This is a genomic window from Streptomyces sp. NPDC031111, from assembly GCF_055570675.1.
The window spans coordinates 202,705-221,072 of the sequence record NZ_JBVIGS010000002.1 but is presented as its reverse complement, the minus strand read 5'-3'; the positions used below and the strand labels follow the sequence as shown (position 1 = coordinate 221,072).

Annotated in this window: 18 protein-coding genes and 1 pseudogene; 11 read left to right on the top strand and 8 right to left on the bottom strand. The window is 72.2% G+C overall.

The genetic code is table 11. The features are described from left to right. The 3 genes from ACZ470_RS04690 to ACZ470_RS04680 all read right to left on the bottom strand — a co-directional run. Positions 1-1,092 (bottom strand): NADH-quinone oxidoreductase subunit C (locus tag ACZ470_RS04690; protein WP_468424413.1); only part of this gene is annotated, 1,092 nt, incomplete at its 3' end. Then, positions 1,089-1,715: an NADH-quinone oxidoreductase subunit B gene (locus tag ACZ470_RS04685; protein ID WP_468424411.1), complete on the bottom strand. Its 627-nt coding sequence runs from the start codon at positions 1,713-1,715 to the stop codon at positions 1,089-1,091. The genes ACZ470_RS04690 and ACZ470_RS04685, both read right to left, overlap by 4 nt. After that, positions 1,706-2,098: an NADH-quinone oxidoreductase subunit A gene (locus ACZ470_RS04680; RefSeq protein WP_030860845.1), complete on the bottom strand. Its 393-nt coding sequence runs from the start codon at positions 2,096-2,098 to the stop codon at positions 1,706-1,708. The genes ACZ470_RS04685 and ACZ470_RS04680 overlap by 10 nt, the downstream gene beginning before the upstream one ends. A 245-nt stretch (positions 2,099-2,343) precedes the next feature. On the opposite strand from ACZ470_RS04680, the gene ACZ470_RS04675 reads away from it, so the two are divergent. The 5 genes from ACZ470_RS04675 to ACZ470_RS04655 all read left to right on the top strand — a co-directional run bounded on the left by ACZ470_RS04675 (position 2,344) and on the right by ACZ470_RS04655 (position 9,102). Further along, the gene (locus tag ACZ470_RS04675; protein WP_468424409.1) at positions 2,344-3,603 is read left to right on the top strand and encodes a sensor histidine kinase; all 1,260 of its coding nucleotides are present in this window, start codon (positions 2,344-2,346) and stop codon (positions 3,601-3,603) included. A 110-nt stretch (positions 3,604-3,713) separates the two neighbouring features. Continuing rightward, positions 3,714-5,078, top strand: coding sequence for a sensor histidine kinase (locus ACZ470_RS04670; protein WP_468424407.1), 1,365 nt, complete (start codon positions 3,714-3,716; stop codon positions 5,076-5,078). Between the two features lie 237 nt (positions 5,079-5,315). Beyond that, a complete protein-coding gene (locus ACZ470_RS04665) occupies positions 5,316-5,975 on the top strand; it encodes a LuxR C-terminal-related transcriptional regulator (protein WP_468425178.1) in 660 nt (219 codons plus the stop codon). A 141-nt stretch (positions 5,976-6,116) separates the two neighbouring features. Then, positions 6,117-8,051 (top strand): 2-oxoacid:acceptor oxidoreductase subunit alpha, encoded by a 1,935-nt coding sequence (locus ACZ470_RS04660; protein ID WP_468424405.1) that lies wholly within the window; start codon positions 6,117-6,119, stop codon positions 8,049-8,051. Next, positions 8,044-9,102 carry a 2-oxoacid:ferredoxin oxidoreductase subunit beta gene (locus tag ACZ470_RS04655; protein WP_468424403.1) on the top strand — a complete coding sequence of 353 codons (1,059 nt, stop codon included), beginning with the start codon at positions 8,044-8,046 and terminating at the stop codon, positions 9,100-9,102. Before ACZ470_RS04660 ends, ACZ470_RS04655 begins: the two co-directional genes overlap by 8 nt. A gap of 32 nt (positions 9,103-9,134) precedes the next feature. Here ACZ470_RS04655 and ACZ470_RS04650 read toward each other — a convergent pair whose 3' ends face one another. Beyond that, positions 9,135-9,515 carry a winged helix-turn-helix transcriptional regulator gene (locus ACZ470_RS04650; RefSeq protein ID WP_468424401.1) on the bottom strand — a complete coding sequence of 127 codons (381 nt, stop codon included), beginning with the start codon at positions 9,513-9,515 and terminating at the stop codon, positions 9,135-9,137. A 91-nt stretch (positions 9,516-9,606) separates the two neighbouring features. Here ACZ470_RS04650 and ACZ470_RS04645 point away from each other — a divergent pair, with 91 nt between their 5' ends. From ACZ470_RS04645 to ACZ470_RS04635, 3 genes are all read left to right on the top strand, one after another. Continuing rightward, positions 9,607-10,461: an SDR family oxidoreductase gene (locus ACZ470_RS04645; RefSeq protein WP_468424399.1), complete on the top strand. Its 855-nt coding sequence runs from the start codon at positions 9,607-9,609 to the stop codon at positions 10,459-10,461. A gap of 195 nt (positions 10,462-10,656) precedes the next feature. After that, on the top strand, positions 10,657-11,628 hold the full coding sequence (gene rarD, locus ACZ470_RS04640) for an EamA family transporter RarD (RefSeq protein WP_468425176.1): 972 nt from the start codon (positions 10,657-10,659) through the stop codon (positions 11,626-11,628). A gap of 43 nt (positions 11,629-11,671) precedes the next feature. After that, positions 11,672-12,145, top strand: a complete 474-nt coding sequence (locus ACZ470_RS04635; RefSeq protein WP_468424397.1) for a VOC family protein — start codon at positions 11,672-11,674, stop codon at positions 12,143-12,145. A gap of 8 nt (positions 12,146-12,153) precedes the next feature. On the opposite strand, the gene ACZ470_RS04630 is transcribed toward ACZ470_RS04635, so the two are convergent. Then, entirely contained in the window at positions 12,154-13,380 is a 1,227-nt protein-coding gene (locus ACZ470_RS04630) for a tetratricopeptide repeat protein (protein WP_468424395.1), read from the bottom strand. 159 nt (positions 13,381-13,539) lie between these two features. Between ACZ470_RS04630 and ACZ470_RS04625 the strand changes: the two genes are divergently transcribed. From ACZ470_RS04625 to ACZ470_RS04615, 3 genes and pseudogenes are all read left to right on the top strand, one after another. Then, positions 13,540-14,034, top strand: coding sequence for a DUF6668 family protein (locus ACZ470_RS04625; RefSeq protein WP_468424393.1), 495 nt, complete (start codon positions 13,540-13,542; stop codon positions 14,032-14,034). Next, positions 14,031-15,187 (top strand): annotated as a pseudogene (locus ACZ470_RS04620) (amidase). The gene ACZ470_RS04625 and the pseudogene ACZ470_RS04620 overlap by 4 nt, the downstream one beginning before the upstream one ends. A gap of 81 nt (positions 15,188-15,268) precedes the next feature. Next, positions 15,269-15,853 (top strand): flavodoxin family protein, encoded by a 585-nt coding sequence (locus ACZ470_RS04615; RefSeq protein WP_468424391.1) that lies wholly within the window; start codon positions 15,269-15,271, stop codon positions 15,851-15,853. Between the two features lie 13 nt (positions 15,854-15,866). Here the strand turns inward: ACZ470_RS04615 and ACZ470_RS04610 are convergent, their stop codons facing one another. Genes ACZ470_RS04610 through ACZ470_RS04600 form a run of 3 tightly spaced genes read right to left on the bottom strand, consistent with a single transcriptional unit; the run spans position 15,867 to position 18,343 of the window. Next, a complete protein-coding gene (locus tag ACZ470_RS04610) occupies positions 15,867-16,457 on the bottom strand; it encodes a hypothetical protein (RefSeq protein WP_468424389.1) in 591 nt (196 codons plus the stop codon). Between the two features lie 46 nt (positions 16,458-16,503). Further along, a complete protein-coding gene (locus ACZ470_RS04605; RefSeq protein WP_468424387.1) occupies positions 16,504-17,382 on the bottom strand; it encodes an ABC transporter permease in 879 nt (292 codons plus the stop codon). Beyond that, positions 17,369-18,343 carry an ABC transporter ATP-binding protein gene (locus ACZ470_RS04600; RefSeq protein WP_468424385.1) on the bottom strand — a complete coding sequence of 325 codons (975 nt, stop codon included), beginning with the start codon at positions 18,341-18,343 and terminating at the stop codon, positions 17,369-17,371. Before ACZ470_RS04600 ends, ACZ470_RS04605 begins: the two co-directional genes overlap by 14 nt. Between the last annotated feature and the right edge of the window lie 25 nt (positions 18,344-18,368).

Sequence of the window (18,368 nt, the reverse complement as noted above, 5' to 3'; positions counted from 1 at the left end):
GGAACGCTGCGACGCCGACCCCTCGCTCGCACTCCGCGCCCGACGCGCCGGGGCACCAGCCTCGTCGGGGCGCGCCTCCCCCGCCTGACTCGCGGAACCCTCCGCGGACGAGGGCTGAGCCGGGGACTCAGGCGCGGCCGACTGGCTCACCGAACCCTCGGACGCCGAGCGGGTACGGCGAGGGCCTCCGGCCCCCGGGGCGCCGGAACGCTGCGACGCCGACCCCTCGCTCGCACTCCGCGCCCGACGCGCCGGGGCACCAGCCTCGTCGGGGCGCGCCTCCCCCGCCTGACTCGCGGAGCCCTCCGCGGACGAGGGCTGGGCCGGGGACTCAGGCGCGGCCGACTGGCTCACCGAACCCTCGGACGCCGAGCGGCTGCGACGCGGCGGGGCCGAAGCATCGGGCGCGGCCGGCTGGCTTGTGGAGCCCTCTGCTGCCGTGCGGGTGCGGCGGGGGCGGTCCGTTGGCGCGCCTGGGGTCGGCCTGCCCGCGCCACGGGTCGGGCGGGCCGGGGCAGGGGGGAGCTGGCCCTTGAGGGGGCCCCACTCGTTCGGGTCGGGGACGCCGGGGGGCAGCATCTGACGGCGCTTGGGGCCCCCGTGCTCGGACTCGCCGGGTTCCTTGGCGCCGGGCCAGGCCTTGGCGACCCGGGACGCGAGGACGAAGTCCTTGCGCAGCGGATGGCCCTCGAAACCGTCCGGCAGCAGCAGGTGGTCCAGGCCGGGGTGGCCCGTGAAGTCGACGCCGAACATCTCGTGCGTCTCGCGTTCGTGCCACGCGGCGCCCGCGTAGACGTCCACGGCGGAGGGCAGCGTCGGGGCCTCGTGCGGCACCGTGGTGCGCAGCAGCAGGCGCCGTACCGGGGCCAGGGCCGCGACATGCGCCGTGACGCGGAACCCGGTGCCGGGTTCGTCGACCGCGCTCAGCCAGTCGAAGAAGGTGCAGCCGACGCGGTCCCGCGCGGCCTCCAGTGCGGAGATCCAGGAGGCGGGCGGTACGTCGACGGTCAGGACGCCGTACGACTCCTCCGCCGTGGCCTCCGTACCGAACAGTTCCTCGGCGTCGGCGGGGAGCCAGCCGACCGCGGTCATCGGCCCTCACCCTCACCGGACGAAGCGGTCGGCGCCGGCGGCTGGACCAGCCCGCTCCGCAGCGCCTCCGCCGACGGACGCCCCGCGCCGCCGCCGGACCCGTACCGCTCCCCCAGCGACTCCCGCGCGATCTTCTCCTGGAGTTTCAGGATCCCCTGGAGCAGCGCCTCGGGCCTGGGCGGGCAGCCGGGGACGTAGACGTCGACCGGGATGATCTGGTCGACGCCCTTGGTGACGGAGTAGGAGTCCCAGTACGGGCCGCCGCAGTTGCTGCACGCGCCGAAGGAGATGACGTACTTCGGCTCGGGCATCTGCTCGTAGAGGCGCTTCACCGCGGGCGCCATCTTGTCCGTGACCGTGCCGGAGACGACCATCAGGTCGGCCTGGCGCGGCCCCGGCGCGAAGGGGATGACGCCGAGGCGGATGAAGTCGTGGCGGGCCATCGACGCGGCGATGAACTCGATCGCGCAGCAGGCGAGGCCGAAGTTGAAGACCCACAGCGAGTAGCGGCGCCCCCAGTTGAGGACCACCTTCATCGGCTCGGGAGCCAGCCGGGCCAGCGCACCCAGCCTCTTGGGTTCCGGAAGCAGGACGGGCTCGGGGGCGGCAGGGTTCACGTCCATGTCAGGACGCCCTTCTTGTATGCGTACAGCAGTCCCACGGCGAGGAAGCCGAGGAAGATGAACATCTCCACGAGGGTGGTCGCGCCGTAGCCGTCGGCGGCGAAGACGGTCGCCCAGGGGAAGAGGAAGATCGAGTCGACGGCGAAGATCACGTAGAGGAAGGCGTAGACGTAGTAGCGGACCTGGGTGTGGGCCCAGCCCTCACCGACCGGGTCGACCCCGCACTCGTACGTCAGGAGCTTCTCGGGGGTGGGGACCACGGGCCGCAGCAGGCGGCCCGCCCCGAAGGCGACGGCGACGAACAGCAGGCCGACGACGGCGAGCAGTCCGACGACCGAGTAGGACTGGAAGTAGTCCGCCGCGACGACGGTCGTTTCCCGCACGTCCGCCCCTCACTCCCTTGATCGGCAACCTGGTCCGTGCCCGCGCCGAGCCCATGGTCCGGCACCTGGTCCGTGCCGGTGAACACCACGGTTCGACGATCTGTACGCACGGGAGTCTAGGCCCTGATAAATGCACCGTAAGCAGCCCGTCAAGGCTCGGCATGCGGGAGGTGGGGTTTTCCCCCGTGCGTCCTGGCGGTCCGCCTCATGGCGCGGGCCCCCCGGCTCCGGGCACGCTGGTACCCATGACCGAACCACTCCCGCATCCGGGCCCGTCCGTGACGGCCGTCCCGGTACCGGCGGACCAGGGCGACCGCCCGCCGCTGGCCCGCTTCGCGTACGACGCGCACACCTGGAAGGAGATCGCCCATCTCCTGGCGAACCTGCCGGCGTCGCTGGTCGGCTTCGTCTACACGGTGACCATGCTGTTCACCGGCGTCGGGCTGACCGTCACGGTGATCGGGTTCCCGCTGCTCGCGGCGGGGCTGGTGGGCGCGCGGGCGCTGGGCAGGAGCGAGCGGGCGCGGGCGAGGAAGCTGCTCGGGGTGCGGGTGGACGAGCCGAGCCGGCTGCCGTCGCGCCCTTCCGACGGGATGTGGCCGCGGCTGTGGATGGCGGTCAAGGACCCGGTGGGCTGGCGCACGGTCCTGTACGCGCTGATACGGCTGCCGTGGGGCATCCTCACCTTCGTCGTCATGCTCACCGGTCTGTTCGTGCTGTGGCCGGTGCTGCCGTTCGTCGCGCGGGCTCTGGCCAACGCCGACCGTGCGATGGTGCGCGGGCTGCTGTCGCCCTCCGACGAACTGGAACGGCGCATCGCCGAGCTGGAGTCCGACCGGGGCGTGGTGGTCGACACGGCGGCGGCGGACCTGCGGCGCATCGAGCGGGATCTGCACGACGGTGCGCAGGCCCGGCTGGTCAATCTGGCGATGGGGCTGGGCCTGGCCAAGGAGAAGCTGCTGGAGGACCCCGACGCCGCGGCGTCGATGGTCGAGGAGGCGCACGGCGAGGTGAAGCTGGCGCTCCAGGAGCTGAGGGATCTTGCGCGGGGCATCCATCCCGCGGTCCTGACCGACCGGGGTCTGGACGCCGCGCTGTCCTCGGTCGCCTCGCGCTGCACGGTGCCGGTGAAGGTGACGGTCGACCTGGACGAGCGGCCGGCCCCCGCCATCGAGGGCATCGCCTACTTCACCGTCTCGGAGCTGCTCCAGAACGTCAGCAAGCACAGCGGGGCCCGGTCGGCCGCGGTGGACGTGTGGCGGTCGGAGAGCCGCCTGTTCATGCAGGTGTGGGACGACGGGCGCGGGGGCGCCAGCCTGGACGGCGGGACGGGCATGCGGGGTCTCGCCGACCGGCTGGGCGCGGTGGACGGGCTGTTCGTCGTGGAGTCGCCGGAGGGCGGCCCGACGACGGTGACGGCGGAGCTGCCGTGGCGGGACCGTTCCGGTGAGCCGGCCGACGGCACGCGCGGGACCAAGAAGGCGGCCGTCCGGGGGCGGGGGTAGGGAAAACCCCCCGTCCAAGACTGCGACGGACTCCATGGTCCGCCGACCTGCGGCGGAGCAGTCTGGAGCTACGACAGCACAGCCGCCGGACGAGGAGAGGGACGACGCCGATGGCCACGGAGTACGGACAGGACTACGGGCTTTCCGCGGGCCCCGCACATCCCGGGCACCCCGGGGAACGGCGGTACCGGCTGCCGGCCGCGCTGCGGGCGCCGGTCGAGGGACGCACCTGGCGGGAGCTGGGATACGTACTGCTGAGCCTGCCGATCAGCATTCTGCTGTTCACGTACGCGGTCACGATGGTGTCGCTGGGGGCGGGCCTGCTGGTGACGTTCCTCGGTGTCCCGGTGCTCGCGGCGGCGCTCGTCGGCTGCCGCGGGTTCGGCGCGGTGGAGCGGGCGCGGGCGCGGGGGCTGCTGGGTCTGGAGGTGGCCGAGCCGGAGCCGCTGCGGATGAAGCGGCAGGGGTTCATGGCGTGGATCGGGGCCGTGCTCAAGAGCGGCGCCTCGTGGCGTGCCCTGCTGTACGCGGTGCTGCACCTGCCGTGGGCGGTGCTCTCCTTCACCGTCACCGTGACCTTCTGGTCGGTGGGCTGGTCGCTGCTGACGTATCCGCTGTGGTTCTGGGTCTTCCCGATGTACGGCGGGCAGGACGGCATACAGCTGTACGGCGACGAGACCCACCGGATCTATCTGGACAACCCGTTCGAGATCACGGTGACCGCGCTGATCGGTCTGCTGTTCACGCTCGCCACGCCGTGGATCGTGCGGGCGCTGACGATGGTGGACCGGGTGATGGTGCACGGGCTGCTCGGGCCGTCCCGGCTGGCCACGCGGGTGGTGGAGCTGGAGTCGGACCGCGGGGTCGTGGTGGACACGGCGGCGGCGGACCTGCGGCGCATCGAGCGGGATCTGCACGACGGGGCGCAGGCCCGGCTGGTGGCCCTGGCGATGGATCTGGGACTGGCGAAGGAGAAGCTGCGGGAGGACCCGCGGGTCGCGGCGCGGATGGTGGACGAGGCGCACGGCGAGGTGAAGACGGCGTTGCAGGAGTTGCGGGACCTGGCCCGCGGCATCCATCCGGCGGTGCTGACCGACCGGGGCCTGGACGCGGCCCTGTCGGCGGTGGCCTCCCGGTGCACGGTCCCGGTGCAGGTGGAGGTGGACCTGACGGAGCGCCCGGCGCCGGCCATCGAGGGCATCGCCTACTTCACGGTCTCGGAGCTGCTCCAGAACATCAGCAAGCACAGCGGGGCGAGCTGGGCGGCCGTGGAGGTGTGGCGGACGGAGAACCGGCTGATGCTCCAGGTCGTGGACAACGGCGTCGGCGGCGCCGATGTGTCGCAGGGCTCCGGGCTGGCCGGTCTGGCGGAGCGGCTGGACGCGGTGGACGGGATCCTGGTGGTGGACTCCCCCGCGGGCGGCCCGACCCGGATAACCGCCGAGCTGCCGTGGCGGGCGGAGCGAACCAGGTGACGGCGGACCAGGTGACAGCGGACTGAGACCGGAGGAACCGGCGGAACCGGCGGCGGGTGCGGGCCATGGGCTCGCACCCGCCGCGTCGACGACATCCCCCAGCTCCCCGACACCCGCCAATCGCGGTGCCCCGCCGCATCCCCGACCGGATGCTGGAATGCTGGACCTCTCGACCGGGCCCGCCACGGGGGCGGGTGCGGATCGGGGGCATGGGGGCCGAGGAACGTGGAGGACAGGGTGCGGGTGGTCATCGCCGAGGATTCCGTGCTGCTGCGGGAGGGACTGACCCGGCTGCTGACCGACCGGGGGCACGAGGTCGTGGCCGGTGTCGGCGACGGTGACGCGCTGATCAAGACCATCACCGAGCTGGACGGGGAGAACCAGCTCCCGGACGTGGTGGTGGCGGACGTACGGATGCCGCCGACGCACACGGACGAGGGCGTGCGGGCCGCGGTGCAGCTGCGCAAGTCGCATCCGGGCGTCGGGGTGCTGGTGCTGTCGCAGTACGTGGAGGAGCGCTACGCCACGGAGCTGCTCGCCGGTTCCAGCCGGGGCGTCGGCTATCTGCTCAAGGACCGCGTGGCCGAGGTGCGCGAGTTCGTGGACGCGGTGGTGCGGGTGGCCCGGGGCGGTACGGCCCTGGACCCGGAGGTGGTCGCGCAGCTGCTGGGCCGCAGCCGCAAGCAGGACGTGCTCGCGGGGCTCACCCCGCGCGAGCGGGAGGTCCTGGGGCTGATGGCCGAGGGGCGGACGAACTCGGCGATCGCCCGGCAGCTCGTGGTCAGCGACGGGGCCGTGGAGAAGCACGTCAGCAACATTTTCCTGAAGCTGGGGCTGTCCCCGAGCGACGGCGATCACCGGCGGGTCCTGGCGGTTCTCACCTATCTCAACTCCTGAGCACTCCTGAGCGGTACGTCTCAAAGTCGTGTCCAACATGCGAATGACCCAAGGAAGGCGACCCTTACGGACGTAGGGTTTATGCGGGGAAGGCCTGCGGGAAGGCCGTCCCGGACAGCCGCCTCGAGGAGGTCCAGTTCAGTGACCAGCCAGGTCAGCAGCCCAGCGGAGCCGGAGCAGACCGACGGAGCAGTAGTGGGGGAGCAGCGTAAAGCGGCGGGGACGAAGGACGTCCGCCGGCTCGACCGAGTGATCATCAGGTTCGCGGGGGACTCGGGTGACGGTATGCAGCTCACCGGCGACCGTTTCACCTCGGAGACCGCGTCCTTCGGCAACGACCTCTCCACCCTGCCGAACTTCCCGGCCGAGATCCGCGCACCCGCCGGCACCCTGCCCGGCGTCTCCAGCTTCCAGCTCCACTTCGCCGACCACGACATCCTCACCCCCGGCGACGCACCCAACGTCCTGGTCGCCATGAACCCCGCCGCCCTCAAAGCCAACATCGGCGACCTGCCGCGCGGCGCGGAGATCATCGTCAACACGGACGAGTTCACCAAGCGGGCGATGCAGAAGGTCGGCTACGCGACCTCGCCGCTGGAGGACGGCTCGCTGGAGGCCTACCACCTCCACCCCGTCCCGCTGACCACGCTGACCGTCGAGGCGCTCAAGGAGTTCGACCTCACCCGCAAGGAGGCCGAACGCAGCAAGAACATGTTCGCCCTCGGCCTGCTGTCATGGATGTACCACCGGCCCACCGAGGGCACGGAGAAGTTCCTGAAGTCGAAGTTCGCCCGGAAGCCCGACATCGCCGCCGCCAACATCGCCGCGTTCCGGGCGGGCTGGAACTTCGGCGAGACCACCGAGGACTTCGCCGTCTCCTACGAGGTGGCTCCGGCGGCGACGGCGTTCCCGCCGGGGGTGTACCGCAACATCTCCGGCAACCTCGCCCTGTCCTACGGGCTGGTCGCCGCGTCCCGCCAGGCGGACCTGCCGCTGTACCTGGGCTCGTACCCGATCACCCCGGCCTCCGACATCCTCCACGAACTCAGCAAGCACAAGAACTTCGGCGTACGCACCTTCCAGGCCGAGGACGAGATCGCCGGCATCGGCGCGGCGCTGGGTGCCGCCTTCGGCGGCTCCCTCGCGGTGACCACGACGAGCGGCCCCGGTGTGGCGCTGAAGTCGGAGACGATCGGGCTGGCGGTGTCGCTGGAGCTGCCGCTGCTGGTCGTGGACATCCAGCGCGGCGGCCCCTCCACCGGCCTGCCCACCAAGACCGAACAGGCCGACCTGCTCCAGGCCATGTACGGCCGCAACGGTGAGGCCCCCGTCCCGGTCGTCGCACCCCGCACCCCGGCCGACTGCTTCGACGCCGCCCTGGAAGCCGCCCGCATCGCCCTGACCTACCGCACCCCGGTCTTCCTCCTCTCCGACGGCTACCTCGCCAACGGCAGCGAACCCTGGCGGATCCCGGAACCGGAGGAACTGCCGGACCTGCGCGTGCAGTTCGCCCAGGGCCCCAACCACACCCTCGACGACGGCACCGAGGTGTTCTGGCCCTACCAGCGCGACCCGCAGACCCTGGCCCGCCCCTGGGCCATCCCCGGCACCCCCGGCCTGGAGCACCGCATCGGCGGCATCGAGAAACAGGACGGCACCGGCAACATCTCCTACGACCCCGCCAACCACGACTTCATGGTCCGCACCCGCCAGGCCAAGATCGACGGCATCGACGTCCCGGACATCGAGGTCGACGATCCGGACGGGGCGAAGGCCCTGGTGCTGGGCTGGGGCTCGACGTACGGCCCGATCACCGCCGCCGTGCGCCGCATCCGCAAGGAGGGCGGCCGGATCGCGCAGGCCCATCTGCGCCACCTCAACCCCTTCCCACAGAACCTCGGCACGGTTCTCAAGACGTACGACACGGTGGTGATCCCCGAGATGAACCTCGGGCAGCTCGCCACCCTCATCCGGGCGAAGTACCTGGTCGACGCGCGCTCGTACAACCAGGTCAACGGCATGCCGTTCAAGGCGGAACAGCTCGCCACGGCGCTGAAGGAGGCCATCGATGGCTGACACCAACCCCCTTCTCCAGCTGGTGCCCAAGGCCGAGGGCCGGCAGTCCATGAAGGACTTCAAGTCGGACCAGGAAGTGCGCTGGTGCCCCGGCTGCGGTGACTACGCCGTCCTGGCCGCCGTCCAGGGCTTCATGCCCGAACTCGGCCTGGCCAAGGAGAACATCGTCTTCGTCTCCGGCATCGGCTGCTCCTCCCGCTTCCCGTACTACATGAACACCTACGGAATGCACTCCATCCACGGCCGCGCCCCCGCCATCGCCACCGGACTCGCCACCTCCCGCCGCGACCTCAGCGTCTGGGTCGTCACCGGCGACGGCGACGCCCTCTCCATCGGCGGCAACCACCTCATCCACGCCCTCCGCCGCAACGTCAACCTCAAGATCCTGCTGTTCAACAACCGCATCTACGGCCTCACCAAGGGCCAGTACAGCCCGACCTCCGAGGTCGGCAAGATCACCAAGTCCACGCCGATGGGCTCCCTCGACGCACCCTTCAACCCGGTGTCACTCGCGATCGGCGCCGAGGCCTCGTTCGTGGCGCGGACGGTGGACTCCGACCGCAAGCACCTCACCGAGGTGCTGCGCCAGGCCGCCGACCACCCCGGCACCGCACTCGTGGAGATCTACCAGAACTGCAACATCTTCAACGACGGCGCCTTCGAAGTCCTCAAGGACCGCCAGCAGGCCGAGGAGGCGGTGATCCGCCTGGAACACGGCCGGCCGATCCGCTTCGGCACCGACGGCTCCAAGGGCGTCGTCCGCGACCGGGCCACCGGCGACCTCAAAATCGTCACCGTCACGGACGACAACGAAGCCGACGTCCTCATCCACGACGCCCACGCCGCCTCCCCGACCACCGCGTTCGCGCTGTCCCGGCTCGCCGACCCGGACACCCTCCACAACACCCCGATCGGCGTCTTCCGCAACACCGAACGACCCGTCTACGACACCCTCATGGCCGACCAGCTCGACACCGCCATCGAGCAGCACGGCAAGGGCGACCTCGCCGCGCTGCTCGCCGGTGGCGACACCTGGACCGTCGTCGGCTGAACCCGCCGCAGGCCGTACGAGGCCCGGATGCCCTACGGCGTCCGGGCCTCGTCGTACGCCTGGCGGGCCGCGCGTACGTCGGCCATGCGCTTCTCGGTCCACAGGGCCAGGTCGCGCACCTGCTCGGCCGCCTCGCGGCCCAGTTCGGTGAGGGAGTAGTCGACGCGGGGCGGGATGACCGGCTTGGCGTCGCGGTGGACCATGCCGTCGCGTTCCAGGGTCTGGAGGGTCTGGGTGAGCATCTTCTCGCTGACCCTGCCGATCGCCCGGCGCAGTTCGCTGAAGCGGTGGGGGCGCTCCAGCAGCTGGACCAGCACGAGTACGCCCCAGCGGCTGGTCACGTGCTCCAGCACCAGACGGTGCGGGCACAGCGCCTCGCCGTCGTTCAGCCGATCACTCACACTTACTGCCATGCCAGTACCTTACTTCAAAGTGGGTACTTTCCCATAGTTAGCGCAGCTCCTAGGGTTAGTGGCGTACGCACCCCACAAGGAGTTCTGAATCATGAGCATCGTCGTCACCGGAGCCACCGGAAAGCTCGGCCGTCACGTCGTGGAACAGTTGCTGGAGAGGGTTCCGGCCGAGCAGGTCACCGCCGTCGTCCGCAGTGCGGAGAAGGCGGCGGACCTCGCCGGGCGCGGGGTGCGGATCGCGGTCGCCGACTACAACGCCCCCGAGACCTTCGACGGACTGTTCGCGGCCGGCGACAAGGTCCTGCTGATCTCGGGCAACGAGTTCGACAAGGGCAGGGTGGGACAGCACCGGGTCGTCATCGACGCCGCCAAGGCCGCCGGTGTCGCCCTGCTCGCCTACACCAGCGCCCCCGGCTCCCTGACCGCCGCGCTCGCCGACGACCACCGGGGCACGGAAGAGGCGCTGCTGGGCTCGGGGGTGCCGTACGCGCTGCTGCGCAACGGCTGGTACCACGAGAACTACACCGAGAACCTCGCCCCGGTGCTCGCGCACGACGCGGTCGTCGCCGCCGCCGGCGAGGGCCGGATCTCCACCGCCTCGCGGGCCGACTACGCGGCCGCCGCCGTAGCCGTACTGACCGGTGAGGGGCACGAGAACAAGACGTACGAGCTGGGCGGCGACGAGGCGTGGAGCTTCGCCGAGTACGCGGCCGAGCTGAGCCGGCAGACCGGCAGGGAGATCACCTACAACGCGGTCACGCCCGAGGCGCTCACCGGCATCCTGGTCGGCGCCGGACTGCCCGAGCCGTTGGCTGCCGTCCTCGCGGGCGTGGACGTCTCGATCGAGAAGGGTGAGCTCGTCGTCGACAGCGGCGATCTGTCCCGGCTGGCCGGCCGTCCGACCACCCCGCTCGCCGAGGCCGTCGCCGCCGCGCTCAAGGACTGATCCCAGGCCTGTCGGGCCCCCGTCTCCGCACGTCATGACCGTATGCCGGTACGGGCATGACATGCGGGGGTGTCCGGCGTTACCGTCGTCCGGCGAGGCTCGCGCACGCGTTCGGCGAGCCCCGTGGGAGACAGGGCACGCGTCAGGCACGAAGGAGGGCCCGTGACCGGGAAGTCGGCGGCCGCAGAGCGGCGCATGGGACTGCTGAACGGCTTCGCGGCGTACGGGATGTGGGGGCTCGTTCCGCTGTTCTGGCCGCTGCTCAAGCCCGCCGGGGCCGTGGAGATCCTGGCCCACCGGATGGTCTGGTCCCTGTTCTTCGTGGCCGCCGCCCTGCTCGTCATACGCCGCTGGGCCTGGCTCGGCGAGTTGCTGCGGCAGCCGCGCAGGCTGGCGCTGATCACCGTCGCGGCGGCGGTCATCACGGTCAACTGGGGCGTCTACATCTGGTCCGTGAACTCCGGGCACGTCGTCGAGGCCTCCCTCGGCTACTTCATCAACCCGCTGGTCACGATCGCGATGGGCGTGCTGCTGCTGAAGGAGCGCCTGCGGCCCGTGCAGTGGGCGGCGGTCGGGGTCGGTGCCGCGGCGGTGCTCGTCCTCACCATCGGCTACGGCCGGCCGCCGTGGATCTCCCTCGTGCTCGCCTTCTCCTTCGCCACGTACGGGCTGGTGAAGAAGAAGGTCAACCTCGGCGGCATCGAGTCGCTGGCGGCCGAGACCGCGATCCAGTTCCTGCCCGCGCTCGGCTATCTGCTGTGGCTGGGTGCCCAGGGCGATGCCACCTTCGGCAGCGAGGGCGCCGGGCACGCGGCGCTGCTCGCCGCGACCGGCATCGTGACCGCGCTGCCCCTGGTCTGCTTCGGCGCCGCCGCCATCCGCGTGCCGCTGTCGACGCTCGGTCTGCTCCAGTACCTGGCGCCGGTCTTCCAGTTCCTGCTCGGCATCCTGTACTTCAAGGAGGCCATGCCGCCCGAGCGCTGGGCCGGTTTCGCGCTGGTGTGGCTGGCGCTCACCCTCCTCACCTGGGACGCGCTGCGCACCGCCCACCGGACCGCTCGTGAGCTCGCCGGCCGGAAGGGCGCGCCGAGGACCACCGCCCCTGCGCCGAGCGCCGGGAACGTGCCCGCCGAGGCCGAGAAGGACGCGCTGGAGGCCCGGCCGTAGCAGCCGCCGGGCACTGTCGGTGGGACGCCCTATAACTGGTCCTATGACGCAGACACCGACACCCGCCACCCCCGTGCACTGGAAGGTCGTCATCGACGCGGGCGACCCGCACGCGCAGGCGGACTTCTGGGCCGCCGCCCTCCGCTACGAGGTCGAGGACAACAGCGTGCTCATCGAGAAGCTGCTCGGCGCGGGTGCCGTGCCGGCCGAGCTCACCGTCGAGTCGCACGGCCGCCGGGCCTGGCGTGACCTGGCGGCGGTACGGCACCCCGACGACCCCTACGAGGAGGAGAGCGGCACCGGCCGTGGGCGGCGGCTGCTGTTCCAGCGCGTACCGGAGGCGAAGACGGTCAAGAACCGGCTCCATCTCGATCTGCACCCGGGCGCGGGTCGCCGCGAGGAGGAACTCGCCCGGCTGGAGGGGCTCGGTGCGCGCGTGCTGCGACGGGTGGAGGAGCCTTCCGGGGGCTGGCTGGTGATGACGGACCCGGAAGGCAATGAGTTCTGCCTGCACTAGCGGGTTGCCTACGGCTGCTGGGCGCGGGCGCGCTCCGTCAGCCGGCCCATGCGGGCGCGGGCCGACTCCAGTTCCTCGATCTCGTCGGCGGCCGGGCCCTCCTCGGTGGTGAGCTCGGTCCACAGGGCGATCAGCTCGTGCCCGAGCTCCAGTCCGAGCAGCGGTTCGCGCACCGCCCGCCAGGCGGTGGCCGCGCTGCGGACGTTGCCGTAGGCGGCCTCCGCGTCCCCCGCGCGGCGGCAGATCACGGCCAGGTCGAGGGAGATCCGGTAGGCGCGCAGCGGTTCACCGGCCAGATAGGCGATGTACGCGGCGAGCTCGCGCAGCCGCAGCACCTCCGGGTGCTCCGGCCCCAGGGTTCCGGTCGCCTCCGCCACGGTCTCCTCGGCCAGCCGGGCCGCCGCGTCGATCCTGCCGGCCCGGACGGCGTCGTTGACCCGGGCCATGGGTTCGGCGAGGTGGTTCTCGCCGCCCGCGAGGAGGGGCTCGTCACCGAGCACCGCCTCGGCCACGGCGTCGAAACCGCGGGGCGGGGTGGGCTTGGGGTCGGGGTCGAGTACCGGCTCGGGTTCGGGGGACGGCGCGGGCTCCGGGGTCCGGGGCCGGTCGGGCCCGGGCTCGGGGTGCGGCCTGGCGTCCATGGGCGGGGGCGGACCGAACTCCCCCGTCGGCGGTGCGACCGTGCCGGGCGGCGTGGCCCCCGCCGACCCGGGCAGGGGGCGCGGCTCGAACGGCGGTACGGCGTCCCGGGGGGCCGCCGACTCGGGGACGGGCCGGAGTTTGAAGGTGGGGGCGGAGTCCCGTACGGGTGCGGGCTCCGGTGTCTCCTCCGCCACCGGTTCCGGCACGGGGCGCAGAACGTGCGTCGGCCGGTCGGAGCCGGAGTCCCGCGCCGGCTCCCGGTCCCGCGCCGGGCCCATCAGGACCGGCTGGGCCGTGAAGTGGCTGGAGCCGTCCGGGTCGACCTGGAGCGGGACGACGTAGCCGATGCGTTCGTCGTGCACGGTGGCGAGGACGGCGTGACCCGAGGCGATGGCGATGCGGTGGAGGCGGTTGAGCACCGCCTGCTGGATCTCCTCGCCCGGCCCCGCGATCACCGTCACCCCGCCGACCGACGCCCCGCCCGTGCCCGTCCCGGCGACGGGGACATGGACGTCGATCGGCGCTGCCGCAAGGTTCGCCGCATGTGCGGCCTGCTGCTGTTCCCGCTTCTTCTCGCGGCTGAGTCGAGACATCGTCCCCTCATTCGGGTCGTACACCTACCGTCGAGTCTGTCCGCTCGCTCGCGCTTCTCACGTCACCGCGTTGTCACAGGCTCGTCCCAACGGCCGTCCGCACCGGTTCACCGCACGTCGGACGGCATGAAAGATCGAGGTGGTGAGCAGGAGAGGGACATGCGACAGGGACCGGAGATCTGGATCCGAGGGCCGGTGGCGGTACCGGAGGCGGCCCCGCCGGAGCCCGCCCACGCCCGGGCGGCCGCCCGGCGCTTCTCCTGGGTCGGCCTGCACGGCGGTGCGGGCGTCTCGACGCTCGCCACCGTCTACGGCGGTGTCGACAGCGGCCGTGCCTGGCCCGGCCCGGCCGAACCGCGGTCGGTGCTGCTCGTCGCCCGGACCCATGCGGCCGGGCTGGACGCCGTGGTCCCGGCCGTGGACACCTTCCGGCGCGGCGACGCCCCTCAGGGGCTGGATCTGGACGCCGTCGTCCTGGTGGCGGACGCGCCGGGGCGGCTGCCGCGTCCGCTCACCCACCGCATCCGGCTCATCGAGTCGATGATCGACGTGTACCGCGTGCCCTGGGTGAACGAGTGGCGCCTGGGTGACCTGAGCGGCCGGCCGCCCCGCGAGACGGAGTCCCTGGCCCGCCTGACGGGCGTGACGCGCTGAGCGTCGGTGACGCGTCCGCCTCGGCCGAGGAGATCGCCTCCGCCGTGCGCGGGGGACGGCTGCGGGCCGTGGACGTGGTCGCGGAGGCGCTGGAGCGGATCGAGCGGGCCGATCCGGTGCTGTGCGCGTTCCTCGAGTGTGGGAGGAGGAGGCGGCGCGGCGGGCCGCCGAGGTGGACGCGCGGGTCGCCGCCGGTGAGCGTCTGCCGCTGGCCGGGGTGCCGGTCGCGGTCAAGGGGCGGCACGGACTGCGTGCGGCGCGGGCGCTGCTCTCGGCCGGCTGTGTCGCCGTGGGCGCCACCTCGGTGCCCGGCCCGGGGACGCCCTGGCAGACCTGGGGGCTCGGGGCGCACGGCCGTACCGTCAACCCGTGGCGGGCGGATCGTACGCCGGGCGGTTCCTCGGCCGGGTCGGCGGTGGCGGTGGCGGCCGGGCTGGTGCCGCTGGCGACGGGCAGCGACGGCGCCGGCTCGGTACGGATCCCGGCGGCGTGGTGCGGGGCCGTCGGGCTGAAGGTCACGGGCGGCCGTCTCCCCTCCGCCGACCGTACGGGACTCGCCGCGCCCGGAGTGCTCGGCCGTACGGTCCCGGACGCGGCGGCCTGGTGGCGGGTGGTGTCGGGGCGGACCGGCGGGATCGAGGCGCCCGCGCCCTCCCTTCCCGTCGCCGCCGTCTGGTCCCCCGATCTCGGTTTCGCCGACCCCGACCCGGAACCCGTGACACTGGCCCGGACGGCGGCCGAGCGGCTGGCCGACGCCGGTGTCGTACGGCTCGTCCGGCCCTCGGCTCCGCCCCGGCTCCTCGACCCCGCCCCGGCCTGGCTCGCCCTGCGCACACCGGGCGCCGACCCCGCCGACGCCCACCGCCTGCGGGCGGAGAACGACCGGCGCCTGGAGCTCCTCTTCTCCGGCGCCGAGCTGCTGCTCACCCCCACGGCCCCGACGGCCCCGCACGGTCACGAGGGCCCCGGTGACGTCTACTCCACGGCGCTCACCTGGGCGTTCAACGTCAGCGGGCACCCCGCCCTGAGCCTGCCGGCCGGGTTCGGCGGCGACGGCTGCCCGGCGGGGCTCCAGCTGGTGGCGCCGCACGGGCGGGAGGACCTGCTGCTCGCCGTGGCGCGGGAGGCGGAGCGGCGCGGGGGCATCGACTGAGCACCCTTGGCGATTTGCTTGCATGCGCATATGATGCACAGGCGTGTAATTGATGTACGCCGACCATTCTGAGGGATGACCATGGCTCGCCGTTTCCTCTTCGTCCTGGGCAGTGCCCGCCCCGACGGCAACACCGAACTGCTGGCCCGCCGCGCCGCCGAACAGCTGTCCCCGGACGTGGAGCAGCAGTGGATCGACCTCACGGCCCACCCGCTCCCCGACTTCGAGGACCTGCGCCACGACAGCGACCACGTCCGCCCCACCGAGGGCACTGTCGCCCTGCTGCTGGACGCCACCCTCGCGGCGACGGACATCGTGATCGCCTCGCCGCTGTACTGGTACTCGGTGTCCGCGCAGACCAAGCGCTACCTGGATCACTGGTCGGGCTGGCTGCGCACCCCCGGCCTGGACTTCAAGGCGACCATGGCGGGACGCACCCTCTGGGGCGTCACCGCGCTCGCGCACGAGGAGCCGGAGGTCGCCGACCCGCTGGTCGGCACGCTGAACAACTCGGCCGCGTACATGGGGATGCGCTTCGGCGGAGTGCTGCTGGGCAACGGCAGCAAGCCGGGTGACGTGCGGAAGGACGCGGAGGCGCTGGCGCGGGCGAAGACGTTCTTCGCGCGGGAGGCACCCCTGGCCCGCTTCCCGTACGAGGCCGCCTGACCCCCGCCCCGGCTCACCAGCCGAGCTGCGCCTCGCCCAGAACCTCGCTGCCGATGTGGGCGGCGAGCTTCCGAGCACGCTCGAGATCGCCGTGCTTGGTCACATGGACGAAGACGGTGTGGTCCTCGGTCCAGTCGCCGTACTGCGCCTGGTCGCCGTGGAACATGACCTGGACCCCGTCGTACTTCGGATACCCGTACGAGTTCGTCTCCGGGTCGTCCGGCCAGCGGCCGTTCCACTCGATGGCCGCCATGCCCTCCCCCAGAGCGGCCAGGAACCGTTCCTCGACGTCCCCGCGTTCGACGTCCTCCAGGAACTCCAGCGGCAGATGCGGCTGGAGTCCGTCGTCGTCCAGTTGCGTCACGTCGAGGTCGAAGAAGAGGAAGTCGCCGGTCGCCGGATCGGTGCGGGTGTCCACGTAGTCGAACTGTGCCCCGGGGACGTTCTCCGCCATCCTCCGCGCCTCCGCGGGCGTCCGGGTCTCGGCGAACAGCCACACCTTGTCCTCGATGTGCTCCAGCAGCGCGCACAGCCGCTTGGCCTGCCGGTACGCCTCGGCCGCGTCGGTGGTTCGCAGGACGGGGTACGCCCGTGAGTTGCCCATGGACCGAACCGTCACACGTCCCGGCCCGCCCGTGCCAGCGCATTTCCTACGCGGTGATGTCCTTCGCCGTGAACCGCGCCCAGGCCGCCGAGCCGAACACCGTCGCGTACAGGGCCTGGAGGCCGAGGTTCTTCGTCAGGTCGTCCCAGTAGACCGGTTCGCGCATCAGGTCGGCGAAGGACAGCCAGTAATGGGAGAAGAGGTACGGATGGAGGGCGTGCAGCTGCGGGATCTGGTCGACGATCTGGACCGTGATCAACAGCCCGACCGTGGTCGCCATCGCCGCGATGCCGCTGTTGGTCAGCGTCGAGACGAACAGGCCGAGCGCCGCCACCCCGATCAGTGACACGGCGACGACCAGGGCGATGAGCAGGGCTCTGGCCAGGCCCTCGGAGAAGCTGATCCGGGTGCCGGAAATGGTCGTGAGATCGCCCAGCGGGAACAGCAGCGCCCCGGTGACCAGGGCCGAGACGGCGACCACGAGCGTGGCGACCAGACAGAAGGCCATGACCGTCGCGTACTTGGTGAGCAGCAGGCGGGTACGGCCGGCGGGCGCCACCAGGAGGTAGCGCAGGGTGCCGGCGTTCGCCTCGCCGGCGACGGCGTCGCCCGCGACCACCCCGATCGCCATCGGCAGGAAGAACGGCAGCGTGGCGGCGAGCGCGGTGAAGACCAGGAAGAGGCCGTTGTTGGTGACCTGCGAGATGAACGCCGGCCCGCCGCCCCCTCCTCCGCCACCACCCCCGGCCGACGAGCCGTCACCGGTCTCGATCCGCACGGCGATGCCGACCAGGACCGGCACGGCGGCCAGCACCCCGAGCAGGGCGAGGGTGCGCCAGCGCCGGAAGGTGGTGAGCAGCTCGCTGCGGAACAGACCGAGGGTCCACAGCGGACTCACCCCCGTCACCGTCTCAGCCCGCGACATCGAATCCCTCCCCGGTCAGCGCCACGAACGCGTCCTCCAGCGAGGCCCGTTCCACCCCGAAGCCGCGCACCCGGACCCCGGCGGTGACCAGTGCCGCGTTCACCTCGGCGAGGTCGCGCTCGGGCAGCTCGCCGGTCACCCGCTCCCCGTCCACCACGACATCGGCGACCCCCTGCTCCTTCAGCACCCTGGCCGCGTCCGCCGGGTCCGGTGTGGTCACCACCAGCCGGCCCCGGGCGCCCGCGGCCAGGTCGGCGACCGGGCCCTGGGTGATCAGCCGGCCCCGGGCCATCACGGCGGCGTGCGTGCACACCTGCTCGATCTCGTCGAGCAGGTGGGAGGAGAGGAAGACGGTCGTGCCGTCCGAGGCCAGCTCGCGGACGAGCGTGCGGATCTCCCGCATGCCCTGAGGGTCCAGCCCGTTGGTCGGCTCGTCCAGGACGAGCAGCCGGCGCGGCTGGAGCAGGGCGGCGGCGAGCCCGAGGCGCTGCTTCATGCCGAGGGAGTACGCCTTCGCCTTCTTGCCCGCGGCGGCCGTGAGGCCCACCCGGTCCAGGGCGGCGGAGACCCGGGCGCGCCGGGTGCGCGGGTCGGCGGTCGGGTCGGCGGCGTCGTAGCGGAGGAGGTTGTCACGGCCGGAGAGGAAGCCGTACAGGGCCGGGCCCTCGATGAGGGTGCCCACGTGGGGCAACACGGCGCGTGCGGAGCGCGGCATGGGGCGGCCCAGGACGTGCGCCGTGCCGGAGGTCGGCTCGATCAGGCCCATCAGCATGCGGATGGTGGTGGTCTTGCCCGAGCCGTTGGGACCGAGGAAGCCGAAGACGCTGCCCGCCGGGACGGTCAGGTGCAGACCGTCGACGGCGAGCTGTCCGCCGCGGTAGCGCTTGGTGAGCGCGCGGGTGATGATGACCCCCTCACCCGCGTGCGCCCCGTCCGGCTCGCTGGCGGACGCCTCGCCCATCGGCTCCCTCGTTCCCTGTCACGTC